Origin of the sequence: Succinivibrio faecicola (assembly GCF_019448115.1) — a bacterium.
Classification (GTDB): domain Bacteria; phylum Pseudomonadota; class Gammaproteobacteria; order Enterobacterales; family Succinivibrionaceae; genus Succinivibrio; species Succinivibrio faecicola.
The window spans coordinates 47,469-60,591 of sequence record NZ_JAGFNY010000008.1; the positions used below are offsets into that span (position 1 = coordinate 47,469).

Annotated in this window: 12 protein-coding genes and 1 tRNA gene; 5 read left to right on the forward strand and 8 right to left on the reverse strand. The window is 34.5% G+C overall.

Features of this window, described 5'->3' with window-relative positions:
- The first annotated feature begins 254 nt into the window (after window positions 1-254).
- Window positions 255-331, forward strand: a tRNA-Ile gene (locus J5V48_RS03850).
- Between the two features lie 207 nt (window positions 332-538).
- On the opposite strand, the gene J5V48_RS03855 is transcribed toward J5V48_RS03850, so the two are convergent.
- Window positions 539-1,051, reverse strand: a complete 513-nt coding sequence (locus J5V48_RS03855; RefSeq protein WP_219937242.1) for a glycine zipper domain-containing protein — start codon at window positions 1,049-1,051, stop codon at window positions 539-541.
- 106 nt (window positions 1,052-1,157) lie between these two features.
- On the opposite strand from J5V48_RS03855, the gene rlmD reads away from it, so the two are divergent.
- From rlmD to J5V48_RS03875, 4 genes are all read left to right on the forward strand, one after another.
- A complete protein-coding gene (rlmD, locus tag J5V48_RS03860; RefSeq protein ID WP_219937243.1) occupies window positions 1,158-2,555 on the forward strand; it encodes a 23S rRNA (uracil(1939)-C(5))-methyltransferase RlmD in 1,398 nt (465 codons plus the stop codon).
- A 16-nt stretch (window positions 2,556-2,571) separates the two neighbouring features.
- The gene (locus J5V48_RS03865) at window positions 2,572-2,862 is read left to right on the forward strand and encodes a nucleotidyltransferase family protein (RefSeq protein WP_219937244.1); all 291 of its coding nucleotides are present in this window, start codon (window positions 2,572-2,574) and stop codon (window positions 2,860-2,862) included.
- Entirely contained in the window at window positions 2,849-3,256 is a 408-nt protein-coding gene (locus tag J5V48_RS03870; RefSeq protein ID WP_219937245.1) for an HI0074 family nucleotidyltransferase substrate-binding subunit, read from the forward strand. Before J5V48_RS03865 ends, J5V48_RS03870 begins: the two co-directional genes overlap by 14 nt.
- Window positions 3,257-3,689: 433 nt before the next feature.
- Window positions 3,690-5,663: an EAL domain-containing protein gene (locus J5V48_RS03875; RefSeq protein ID WP_219937246.1), complete on the forward strand. Its 1,974-nt coding sequence runs from the start codon at window positions 3,690-3,692 to the stop codon at window positions 5,661-5,663.
- Between the two features lie 116 nt (window positions 5,664-5,779).
- On the opposite strand, the gene pyrI is transcribed toward J5V48_RS03875, so the two are convergent.
- The 7 genes from pyrI to J5V48_RS03910 all read right to left on the reverse strand — a co-directional run bounded on the left by pyrI (window position 5,780) and on the right by J5V48_RS03910 (window position 12,896).
- The gene (pyrI, locus tag J5V48_RS03880; protein ID WP_219937247.1) at window positions 5,780-6,280 is read right to left on the reverse strand and encodes an aspartate carbamoyltransferase regulatory subunit; all 501 of its coding nucleotides are present in this window, start codon (window positions 6,278-6,280) and stop codon (window positions 5,780-5,782) included.
- 1 nt (window position 6,281) lies between these two features.
- Complete coding sequence (gene pyrB / locus J5V48_RS03885) at window positions 6,282-7,205, reverse strand: aspartate carbamoyltransferase (protein ID WP_219937248.1); 924 nt, start codon at window positions 7,203-7,205, stop codon at window positions 6,282-6,284.
- 175 nt (window positions 7,206-7,380) lie between these two features.
- A complete protein-coding gene (locus tag J5V48_RS03890; protein WP_219937249.1) occupies window positions 7,381-8,466 on the reverse strand; it encodes an ABC transporter permease in 1,086 nt (361 codons plus the stop codon).
- Entirely contained in the window at window positions 8,463-9,560 is a 1,098-nt protein-coding gene (locus J5V48_RS03895; RefSeq protein WP_219937250.1) for an ABC transporter permease, read from the reverse strand. The genes J5V48_RS03890 and J5V48_RS03895 overlap by 4 nt, the downstream gene beginning before the upstream one ends.
- Window positions 9,547-11,313, reverse strand: coding sequence for an ATP-binding cassette domain-containing protein (locus J5V48_RS03900; protein ID WP_219937251.1), 1,767 nt, complete (start codon window positions 11,311-11,313; stop codon window positions 9,547-9,549). Before J5V48_RS03900 ends, J5V48_RS03895 begins: the two co-directional genes overlap by 14 nt.
- Window positions 11,303-12,193 (reverse strand): HlyD family secretion protein, encoded by an 891-nt coding sequence (locus J5V48_RS03905; protein ID WP_219937252.1) that lies wholly within the window; start codon window positions 12,191-12,193, stop codon window positions 11,303-11,305. The genes J5V48_RS03900 and J5V48_RS03905 overlap by 11 nt, the downstream gene beginning before the upstream one ends.
- Window positions 12,194-12,278: 85 nt before the next feature.
- On the reverse strand, window positions 12,279-12,896 hold the full coding sequence (locus tag J5V48_RS03910; RefSeq protein WP_219937253.1) for a TetR/AcrR family transcriptional regulator: 618 nt from the start codon (window positions 12,894-12,896) through the stop codon (window positions 12,279-12,281).
- Between the last annotated feature and the right edge of the window lie 227 nt (window positions 12,897-13,123).

Below are 13,123 nucleotides of genomic sequence, written 5' to 3' on the forward strand. Positions count from 1 at the left end.
TAGACTTTGAAAGAAGAACATGTTTGGCTTTAATCTTTGCCTCTTTCAGCTCTTTACCGCCTCGATTAGAAATCAGATAAATGTCATCCTGGCAAGAGCATATTGAGTGTGTTTTGGATGTTTCTAAAGCATAAGCTTTTCAATAAACAACACATTCTTGTTGTTAAATTCAACTTTATTGTTGCAGAGTTTTGTATTTAAAGCGTTTTTTGCTTGACGAAAAAAATACTTAAATGTAAAATGTTTGCGTTTAAGGCCCATTAGCTCAGTTGGTCAGAGCAGACGACTCATAATCGTTTGGTCTCCTGTTCAAATCAGGAATGGGCCACCACCTTCAAATTCAAATCTGTATTTAAAAATCACAAATCACTAGTTTTAAGGCATTGCTTTTAGTGCATACCAATTGCGTATATTCTATTGTCTGAATGCTATTCAAGAAAGACTAATGTGCTTATTTGACTTTGATATGAATTGATTATGATAGGCTCTTTTTAGGAGAGAACGCAGCACTTTCATACTGCGTACTGATAGGAGCAAGTTAGTTAGATTTGATTTCTTCGTAAACTGTAGGACAGGTGTTATAGCTGTCTTGTGTTGCAGTTTTGTATTTTCCGTTAGTCTCAACCATAATGGTTCCCTTGTCGCCATCTGATACAAGACGAACCTTCTTGCCAACCTTGTATTTGCATGAGAATGGCATATCAATAATCATAGGGCCATTATCAGTCTCAACTGTAAGTCTTACACCATCAGTTCTGTTAGTTGCCTTTGATACAGCATTACCAGCAACAGCACCAAGGCCTGCTCCTACTATGGTACCTGTTGAGTGATTATTAACCATATTGCCAATGATTGCGCCTGCAATTGCACCTATAATGGTGTTATTGCCATTGTCCATCTGATTTGTATCAATATCTATAATCTCAATGTCTTCAATCACACCTTCATAATAGGTGCTTCTTGTTCCAGCTTTTGATGTTGGATTTGTACATCCAGTAAGTGACATTGCTAATATAGAGCCACTTAGTAAAAGTGCTGAATAGAATTTCATAGAAACCTCAATAACAGTAATTATTTTTTGTAATATTAGCTTATTTTTTTTTAAATGCACTGACGTTTTGCTAATATGTGTTCAGTAAAAGCAAAGAGTTTATATTATGAGCAGAAAACAAAAGCAGATCCCATTTAAAGAGTACGACTCTCCTGTAGAACTTACAGCTGTGAAAATAGATGAGCACGGTGTAGGTATTGCATATATTGATAGCTATGAGATCTATCTTGATAATGTACTAGATGGAGAAACTGTAAAAGCTAAGATTTTGCCTCCATTTGCAAACGGCTCAAAAAGAAGACCTGCAACAGTTCTTGAATATATAAGCAAATCATCAGACAGAGAAGAGCATGAAGGTGAACTTTCAAATCTTAGTGTTTATGCTTTTGGTGCTATGAAATATGAAGCTACTTTAAGACGTAAGGCTCAGATGATAAAAGATGCCCTTAAAGATGCTGATATTGACTATAAGGAAGATATAAAGATTGTTCCATCCTCATTTGATGAACCTTGCAGATATAAAAGTATAAGATACTTTGCAAATCTGTCAGGAAGGATTATTCAGGGCTTTTATAAACCACGTTCCCATCAGGTAGAGGAAGTACGTGAATGTCAGTTTGAACCAGAATGGTTCAGTAAGTTTTCATGTGAACTTTGCGATCTATTCAATTCATACAATATCCTAGCTTATGATGAGGCGCGTAAATCAGGTCTTGTCCGTTCCCTAACGTTAAGAGATACAAAGGTTGCAAGATTATGTGCCTTAAGTGTCAGCAGGCTGCCAGAGCAGCAGATAATGGATGCATATAAGACTCTTTGTGAGAAATTCCACATCGAGGCAATATTTGTAAATCTGCATGATAATGACAGTAATAAGGTTATCGATGGTAAGGTAATTTCTTTAGGTCAAAAACAGAAAATTGATCTGCCACTGTCTGGATTTAACTTTAAAGCTGATTCAAGAACCTTTTTACAGGTTAACTATCCTGTTGCACAAAAGCTGTATCAGTGTGCTGTTGATTACTGCAAAACGGCTATAAAAGACAGCAAAAGCAGAGAGTCAAATGCTTTAGATCTGTGCTGCGGTGTAGGAACAATGACTCTTCAGTTAAGCTCCCATTTTTCTCATGTTACAGGTGTTGAGATTGTTGAAGAATCAATAGAGGCTGCAAAGATCAATGCACAGGAGAATAATGTACGCAATGTTTCCTTTATATGTTCAGATATAAAGAAGTGTATTAAAGATCTTACAAATAAAAATGTGGATGCACTTATATGTGATCCATCAAGAGTAGGTATAGGTGAAGATGCTAGCCTTGCTTTATGTTCTTTAAAACCAGGTGTAAAACTAAGCTATATTTTCTGCTCATTAAAAGCTCTTAGCAGAGATATAAAGACACTTTGCAAAAACGGATATGCAATTGAAAAAGTGATTGGCTTTGATATGTTTCCATATACATCACATGTAGAAACTGTTGTCTTACTTTACCGACAAAATATGTAAATGGTTTAAAATTTTTATGAAAAAAGATATTCCTGAATCTGTATTAAAGGATATAACAAAATTTGCTGAAATAAGTTCGGTAGATAAAGTTATTCTTTTTGGTTCTAGAGCAAGAGGAACAAATTCTCAAAGAAGTGATATTGATCTTGCTGTATATGGAGGAAACTTCGATTTATTTTATTGGAACATAATGGATAAAGTCGATTCTCTAATAACTTTTGATATTATTGATGCAAGTAGTAATATTTCCGATAAACTTAAATTGGAGATTGAAAAGGACGGAGTTGTAATTTATGAAAAAGTTTGAAAATTTCTCCAATTGTTTAAAGGTGTTAAAAAAAGCTGATTTTGAGCTGACTTTTGAAAATGAAATATACAGAACAGGTGTGATTGCACAGTTTAATCTGACTTTTGAACTTTCATGGAAGGCTCTTCAGGAAGTATTAAGAATTCACGGTGTTGAAGGTGCAGATGTCGGTTCACCAAGAGAGATCCTTCAACTAGCATACAAGGTTGGGTTTATTTCTGATTCTGAATCATGGTTGCTGATGTTGAAAAAAAGAAATAGCTCTGTTCATGTGTACAATGAAGATGATGCAGATGAGTTAGTATCTTTAATACGTGATAAATTTATTTCTGCATTTAATAATCTTGAAGAAACCTTAAAAATAAAAATTGCAAAGATTGCAGAATTTAGCTGATTTTCTTTTTGTAGATTCATAAGAATCTAAAAATTCAATGGATGTAGATAGCTGTTAATCGATTAAAGATAAATAGTCCTTTAGATTTGAGAACTTATACCTTACATAATCTACTGATCTGTGAAGTGTTTTGAATGCTCATGGATATTGGTAGTTAACATTATTAGAAGTTACCTAAATAGCACACTACTTGTTAGTAGAAAAGCAGCAGTTCTTGATATATTCTTTTTGAGCAGTTTTAAAAAGTTTTTCTAATACTCTACGATATCAACCTTTAAACCTTTTGTTGAGTTATATGTCAAATTGGCTTTATGCCTTATATGACAAAGGATTTTATGTAAAAATTGTGAGGCTTGTATAATTCTATTCTATGATTGATACTGTAAAATTCTTTAATGAGGGTATGTGTAAATAAATAGAATAGGAGAACTAAATGATCTATGGAGCTCAAATAGTAGCCTTAATCTTGGTTCTCTTTGTTGCAATTGAATTCTTCCAGTATAGACGCTTAAGGATCCTCTCCACGAAGCTATTTGAAGAATATGTTGTTTTCTCAATTGCAGAGATTATTCTTGAGATAGTCTGTATATATGCTGTTTATCATGCAGACGTTTTCTCGATGAAAATGACCAGGTTCCTGCATCAGTTGTATATATTTACAATGATGTTGCTGTCTTTTTATATATATGTCTATATCGATATCAAATGTAAAGTTGCAAAAAACTATAATGTTATTCAGTTTACCCTAAGAGCAATACCTCTTGTTTTAGGCCTTGTAGGAGTTCTTTATGGAGATATCTTCTACCATGTAGGTAGAGATGGTCTAAATACATTTGGTTCAATGGTGATCTGCACTTATGCAGTTATAATCAGCTATTTCTTACTTTGTCTTATTTCAGTTTTACGATCAGAGCGTAGACAGAAAACTTCTATAAGATTTGATATGGTCTTTGCTCTTTGCACTGTATTTTCTCTAATCATTATTAAGTTCTTTATTCCTCAGGTTACTCTCGTTTGCCTTGTTGTTGCGATTACCGTTCTATATATATACATCGCATTTGAAAATTCAAAGGAATATACTGACAAGGACATACAGAGAATGTTCTCAAGATACTCTTTTGATATGTCAGTAAGAGATCTGTTTGCCGAAAAGAAGCAGTTTTATGTAGTAACATTTGCTTTGCAGAATGTGGATGCTATTAAAAATAACTTTTCTCAAAAAACATGTCTAGATTGTATCGAAGGTGCTGTTAAAACAATTCCGGATTTTAAGAACAGAAACCTGTTTAGAACTTTTGAATACGGATTCAGCTTCATTATTTTTGACGAATCAGAAATCAACGAGTGGGCATCAAAATATAAGGTATCAGACAAGAGTTTAGCTATTCCTAATGTTCCTATTTCTCCATCATTCTCAGTATTTGCAATTGAGTGTCCTAAATTATGTAAAAACCTAGAAGAGCTTATTCCTATTATGTTCTTCTGTAGAAACCAGTCAGATACACAGACTGATCATTCTGTAATGATGGTAAATCTTGATACAGTAAATAAGAAGAATTATCTTCAGTCTGTTGAAAAGCTCGTTCAGAAAGCTGTATATGAAGATGGCTTCTATGTTGTATATCAGCCAATTATTAATACTGCTACAGGAAAGTGTGACTCAGCTGAAGCATTGGTTCGACTCAAGGATTCAACCACTCTTGGATTTATCTCTCCTGAGGTATTTATTCCCATAGCAGAAAAACAGGGCTTAATTGGAAAATTAGGCGACCAGGTATTTTATAAAGTATGCAGATATATAAGAGATTCTCATCTAAAAGAGCGCGGTATTAAATATATTGAAGTAAACCTGTCAGGTCTTCAGATTTCTGATCCTGATATTCCATATACCCTGCATCAGAAGGTAAAGAGTTTTGGTATCGATCCAAGCATGATAAATCTTGAAATTACTGAAACTGCTATGGTTCAGTCAGGTAAAATTGTGCTTGATAATATGGAAAAGCTAAAAGGCTTTGGCTATAAGTTTTCCATGGATGATTTTGGTACAGGATATTCTAATTTCCATCAGATTGCTTCTATCAAATACGATCTGATTAAGATTGATAAATCATTGATTTGGCCAGCCTTTGAAGAAGGAAATATTCAGGCTCAGACCATTCTATTTGGCTGTATCAAGATGATGCATACATTAGGTTTATCAATTGTGGCAGAAGGTATTGAGACTGCTTCTCAGGCAGAAGATCTAAGAGCCCATGGAGTAGAATTCCTGCAAGGATACTACTACTCGAAACCTATTCCTGAAGATGAATTCTTACAGTTCGTGGAAAGACACAATCAGACTGTTGATGAACTGTATGTATCATTGCTTGATGTTACAACAGACATTAATCCTACTCCTGCTAATTAAACTAATCAGAAGATATGCGTAGAAAATAGCAGAGAAGAGTATAAAGTCTATAGACTAAAAGACCTTGATTTAATCAAGGTCTTAATATCAGTGTAAAAGTCTTTTCCTACCTACTGTTATGGCTCTAGACCATTATTCTCAAGAAGGATCTCTCTTTCAAATACTCTTTCACAGTAGCGGCACTTCATAAGAACCTTACCGTTTTCATCTGTTGTGATCTTAAAGCGTGGAGTTGCATCGTCCTCTTCATTGGTGATGCAGTTGCTGTTAGGGCACTTGAAAACACCAACAGATTCATGAGGAAGACGTAGTTTGTACTTGTCTACTACCTTGAAATCCTTAATGTGATTGATAGTGGCATTAGGAGCAAGTACAGCAATCTGCTCAGTCTGAGCAGGTGAAAACTCAACATCAGAAATCTTGATGATATCTTTCTTGCCAAGATCACCTGATCTTAAATTGAAACCAACTGTTAACTGATTGTTCTTTCCTAAGAATTTGAACATTCTGATGATATTGATTGCCTGACCAGGAGCAATATGATCAATAACAGTTCCGTTTGCAATAGCCTCAACTAGGAGCTTTGACTTATTGTTATCAATATGTGCGTTAGACATCTTAAATCTCCTTATTAAGAACTAATGATAGGATAGCTTCACGAGCAAATACACCGTTTGCTGCCTGATTGAAGTAATAGGCATATGGTGTCTTGTCAACTGATGTTACGATTTCGTCAATACGTGGTAGAGGATGAAGGATCTTCATATTCTCTCGTGCGTTAACTAAAACATCAGGAGTTAAAATAAACTTTGATTTAAGATGCTGATATTCAGTTTCATCAAATCGTTCTTTCTGAACACGGGTCATGTAAAGGATATCCACATTTGGAATAACCTCTTCTAAAGTCTCATGAACAGAGAAGGTAATGCCTCTTGCAGTTAAATCGTTAAGGATATACTGTGGCATTGCAAGTGACTCTGGGGATACAAGATAAATTCTTGCATTGTATAAAGATAAAGCCTCAGCAAGAGAATGAACGGTTCTTCCGTACTTCAAGTCACCAACAAAAGCGATTGAAATATCCTCTAATCTGCCCTGTGTTTCTTTAATACTGAATAAATCAAGCATGGTCTGTGATGGATGCTGATTTGAACCGTCACCTGCGTTGATAACAGGTACAGGTGAAATATCTGCTGCTAGTCTTGCAGCACCTTCTTTATTGTGTCTAATAACAAGAGCATCTGCATATGAGGTGATGATCCTCATTGAATCACAGAATGTTTCACCTTTCTTTCCTAATGATGTGTTTGATGCATCAGAGAAACCGATAACTCTACCGCCTAATCTCTGAATTGCTGTTTCAAAAGACAGTCTTGTTCTTGTAGAACCTTCAAAGAAGGTAACGCCGATAAGTTTGTCTTTTAATAAATCGTTTCTTGGATTTTTCTTTAAATCGAAAGCTGTTTTTAAAATAAGCTCGATGTGTTCTTTGGAAAACTCAGATATTGAGATGATATCTTTTTGGAAAAGTGGATTGGTCATATTTTGTCCCTTGCTCGGATTGATATCGATAAGAACTGGGACGCAGATGCCTTTTCAGGAGCATATTGCGTTTTTATTCTGTTCCTGAAAGCTGCATTATACACTTTAAAAAAAGAAAATGGCGATCTATATTTTTCATGTGTGCTCTTGACAGCACTCTTTGAGCATCCTTTTCTCAGTTATCTATTCTATGTCTGAATAAATATGCTGCAATTGAGAATGTTATTACACCTAGAACTGCAAGCGGTATAAGCAAGTCTAAAATATCGAAGATACTTTTTCCTTCAAGATAAATATTCCAGATTGCATATATTCCATAGTGAACAGGATTCATCTTGGCAATTATTCTAAACCAGTCTGGCATTCCATCTATAGAGGTTAAAAGTCCAGATGTAAGGATAAGCACAAGGCAGCATGAGAACCCAGAAATAAGAGCTTGCATGGTGGTTTTACACAGTGTGGAAATAGCAAGTCCAAGTCCTACAATTGCAAGATCAAAAAGAACAATCAGGCAGAGCAAAGAGAATACATCTCCTTTTATTTCTATTGCAAAATAGAAATTACATATCAGAATAAGAATAATTGACTGTACGGTTGCTATTGCTACAGGTGCAATAGCTTTTCCTAGTAAAAGTTCATATGTTTTAGATGGAGTCATAAGCATCATGTCATATGTTCCATCCTCCTTCTCTCTACAGACACTTAAAGCTGAGAGTAAAAGAACCTGAATTACGGATAAGCCAAGACACATTCCTATAAGGATAGTATATCTTGTATAGTTGTTTGGATTGAACAGATATCTGAAGTTTAGAATACTGTTTTTACTGTTATTCTCATCAATAATTTGTGTTACATAGGATGCAGCCGTATTAGCAGAAGCTGTATTTCTTGCATCAGTTAGAATATCTATATTTTTAGTTTTAGAAAAGTTTTCTGGTATATAAATGCCTAATAATGCCTCCTGAGAATCTATTTTATCTGTCAGACAATGCATATCATCACATACAGCTATCTGCTCAAATTTAGGAGTATGCTTGATCTTCATTAAAAGAGAAAAAGCCTCTTTTGAATTATCCTGGCAGTATAGAGCATAAGGAACATGTTCAAGGTGATATGATGCACCGTAACCGAAAATAAAGCACTGAACAATGATTGGGGCAAAGAGGATCACTCTTGAGCTCTTATCTTTGAGAATGGTAAGGAATTCTTTAACTATCAATGCATATATTCTCAGTATGCTTTCTTCAATTACAGCTTTCATTTGCAGTCCTTTTTAACCTGTCTTACAGTAAGTGCTATGAGAATAACTGCAATAGTAAACTGCAACAGAATATTAAACATTATATATAGGCTTTGACCTCCTGAGAGAAACAGAATTCTCATTGCCTTTACCTGATAGGTTGGAGGTAGAATATGGCCTATAAAAGAAATAATTGGTGTTACTGCTCTTAGATCGAATATGAGACCTGATAACATAACAGCAGGAAGAAAACCGATTACCACTGCTATCTGAGCACAGTTGAACTGACTTTTTATTTTTGCAGAAAGAAATATACCAAAGCACAGCATTTCAAAGGCATATACAAACAGTGAGACAAAAGACAGAATAATGCTTCCGCTTATAGGTGTTTTATACAGCCACTGTCCTGTTACAAGAAGTATGAAGATAGAAAAAACAGTTAGCACATAGTAAACGATAATTTTTGATAGAACAATTTCTGTAGCACTTGCATTTGTGGCACACAGTGTTTCAATGGTTTTTCTATCCCACTCTCTTGATATTACAAAGCTTCCAAGGAACATGCACAAAAGAGTCAGAATACTTACATAGTGGCCGGACATTAAGAACCAGACTGATTCGTTAGCCTCATTGAACATATTCCTGATATTTACGCTATATCCACTAGTACTCAAACCAGCCTTTGTAAAGGCGCTTTTTATTGTCTGGTTGATATAGTTAAGAGAAATTGATGCAAGCTGTGATTCAACCCCGTTTAGATAAACTTCAATTTCAATTCCAGGAGAAATATCTTTCTTTTTACCACCTCTGATATGTATAAGTACCTTGAAGTGTTCATCTTTGAACATTTCATTTGCTTTAATAAAATCAGGGGTATTTTGTGTAACAAAATAATCAGAGAGTAAAAACTCTTTTACAATTCTGTCAGTAAGCGAGTTCTGCTCTTGAGTAACAATGCATACAGATACAGGTTTAATCTCCATTCTTATGGCACTGCCGTAGATTAATACTAGTAGCAAAGGAAGAGCAAAACTGAGTATGAATACAGATTTATCCTTTAAGATCTGCAGATACTCTTTGTAAATCAGAATTGGAAGATATTTAAGCTTGTTCATTTTCATCTTCCTTGTCACGGTTGTGCTCTATAAGCTCTACAAATGCCTGCTTTACACTGATCCTCTTTCCATTCTTTGTACATGTTTCATCAGGAGTTCCTAAAATCAGGATCTTACCTCTATCCTGAATCAGGAAGTTGTCACAGTATTCAGCCTCTTCCATAAAGTGTGTAGTTACAATGACACTTGTACCATAAGATGAAAGTTCAAGGACTTTATCAAAGAATTTTCGTCTTGCAAGAGGATCTGCTCCTGATGTAGCTTCATCAAGAAAAAGTATTTTGGGATGGTGTAAAAGAGCACAAGCCATAGAAAGCTGTCTTTGAACACCAAAAGGCAGTTCTCCACTTTTGGTGTTTAAAAACTTTTCTAAAGAGAAATCCTTAACGATTTTTTCAATTCTCTTCTTTTGAACATCTCTTTTAAGACCATAGCTTCTAGCAAAGTATACAAGATTCTCTTTTGTACTTAGATTCTGATATAAAGAGAATTTCTGAGAGACATATCCTATGGTTTTTCTAGCATCGTTTTTAGCTTTAGACAGGTCAAAGCCATTTACAAGAATTTCACCTTCAGTCTGAGTGAGCAAACCGCAGATCATTCTAAAGGTAGTTGTCTTACCAGCACCGTTTGGTCCTAAAAGGCCGAAGATTTCACCTTTTTTAACATTGAAACTAGATTTTTCTACAGCTACAAAGTTTCCGAATTTCTTTTTAATATCCTTAACCTGAACCACAATGTCATCTGATTTTTGAAAATTCATGTTCTTTATAAAGTCTGGCTCTACAAAAACATGGTTCTTCATGCCATAGCAGATATATACATCCTCAAGAGAGCATTCTCTTTTCTTAAGGATGAAATCTTTTTTTATATTCTCATGAAGAAAATCAATTAAATCCTCTTTATGAGTATTCTCTTTTACTGTCAGATTTATCTGTCCAAGTCTTGGATTCAAATCGATGATAGGGGAGTTTTTTATATATCTAGATGTAAGAGAAAATATATCTCTGATATCAGGCTTTTCATTTTTGGAAAATTCAAGAGTATATGTCTGATTGACAACTTTAGAACAAAGATCTGTTGTCTCTCCTTTTAATATTACCTGTCCATCTTCAAGGATTAGAGCGAAGTCTGATGTAGCAGCCTCATCAAGATAGGCACTTGAGAATATGCAGCAGCTTTTTTCATTTGTACCTATATACTCATCAATAAGCGAGAATATTTCTTTTCTAGATAGAGGATCAACACCAACTGTAGGTTCATCAAGAATAAGAATTTCTGGCTTCGATGCAATGGCACACAAAAGAGCTATTTTCTGCTTCATTCCTCCAGAGAGATCGTCAAACTGTCTGTCCTTAAACTGCAGCAGATCGACCTTTTTTAAAAGAGAGTACAGATACTCAGTGCTGTCTTTTATATCAAGGCCTTTGAGTGCTGCAAATATCTTAAGATTATCAATAACAGACAGCTCTTTGTACAGACCAAGAGTCTGAGACATATAGCTTATTGATTCAATAAAGTGTCTGTCATTAGTATTTGGAGTCAAACCTCTAAGTTTGATGCTTCCCTTTGCAGGTTTTAAAACACCAGTTAAGAGTTTTAATAAAGTTGATTTTCCTGCTCCATCAGGACCTGTAAGACATATTTTCTTATAAGAGTTCTCTAAACAAAAAGAGAAGTTCTTAAAGACACAGATATTGCCTCTGTCTTTTGTTTTATAAGAAAACTCAAGATCTTTAATATCAATCAGCATGAGAGAACACTACTGTAACAGGCTGACCGAATTTGAGAATATCATCAGGATCGGTTGTTTCCACTCTGATTTCATAAACAAGATCTGCTCTTAAATCCTGAGTTTGAACTGTTTTTGGTGTAAACATGGCAGTATCAGAGATATAGGTTACAACACCTTCAATATCCGTGTCAGATGCATTTTTGATAAAAGCTCTGTTTCCTGTATGAATGAAAGGTAACTGCTCATATGTAGCATATACGGCGATTCTTTTTTTGTCAGACTTTACAAGCTCAAATACGCTTTGAGATGGATTTACAAAGTCAGCTTCCTCTCTAAATGAGGTTCTAATTGATCCTGTAAATGGAGCCTTGATGACTCCCTGCTCATTGATTTTATATTCAAGCATTTTTATTTCAGCAAGACATCCTTCGTTCTCAGCCTGAGCCTGTGATATTTCCTCAGCTCTAAAGCCTGTTTTCATTTGAGAAAGTTTAGCTTTTGCCTCATCAAGTTGAGACTTGGTCATCTTTGTATTGAATAGAGCGTTGTCCTTTTCCTGAACAGAAATACTTTTTGATCTATAAAGCTCATTGATTCTCTTATAACTTAACTGAGCTAATTCATAGTTTTCTGTAAGTTTTTTTACAGTTGCTGTTGCCTGATCAATTTCCTCTTTTCTGTAGCCTTTTTCGTATAGGTCAAGCTTTGATTTTACGGCTTTGCATTTTGCCTTTGTAATGTTAAGCTGGTGTGATAACTCCTGACTGTTAAGAACTGCAAGGACATCTCCTTTTTTAACTTTCTGTCCTTCAATAACATTTATTGAATCTATTTTTCCTGATCGTTCAAATGATAGAGCACTAGCCTTTAAATCAACATATCCGTGTGCTGTATACATATCCTCTGATTTGCGTGAGAAATATATAAGTGTAGCAATGCACAAGAGAAAGCTTGCTATAAAGATAATAATTATGTTTCGTTTTTTATGTACCATTTTTAATGTGTGAATCCTTATTCATTTGCTCTCTTGAGATTTTTACAAGATCAGAAAGCTGAATAAAAGGTGAATTATCTTTGTAAATGACGTTCATTACCTGTGATGTAAAATGAAGAGAAAATATAAGATATATATACATTTTCTTTTCGTCGTCAGTAAAATTTACATCCTTACAAATTATTTCCCATGTATCAAAAATACTATCCAGAACATGTTTTTTTAATATTTCTGCAATTCTCTTGTTCTTGGATGCTGTAAATATTAAGAAAACATAGAAAGGATCATCCTTTTTATGATCAACTGCAGCAATTACCTTCTCAAGAACATTCTGAATAAATTCCTGTTTTGAATTACCTCTATCAATACTTCCTTCAAGAAAACCAGCTCTGTTCTCTGAGATTCTCGCAATAATAGCCTTTTCAAGCAGATCGTGTTTATCAGAGAAATATAAATAAATTGTACTTCTTGCAATATTGCAATCCTTTGCAATATCAGCAAAAGTCGTAGACTCAAATCCTTTTTTTATAAAGAGTTTTATAGCACTGTCTATAATTTCCTGTGGCCTTTTCTCTTTATTTCTCACAAAATTCTTTCTTGAAGCCATATTAGAGAACCAATAATGTCATACCTAACATTTACTATAAAAGGAAAAATAATCTTGAACATACAAAAATTTGTTTTTTTGTTAAGTTTAGTTTTATTTTCTTATTTATTTGTAACGGATGCCTTATTTATGGATTATTGAATAAAAAAATATACGGTGACCAAATGAAACGGACTTTGATCACAGTTTAACCAAGGTTGTAATTCACTTACAATCTGCTTTTTAAA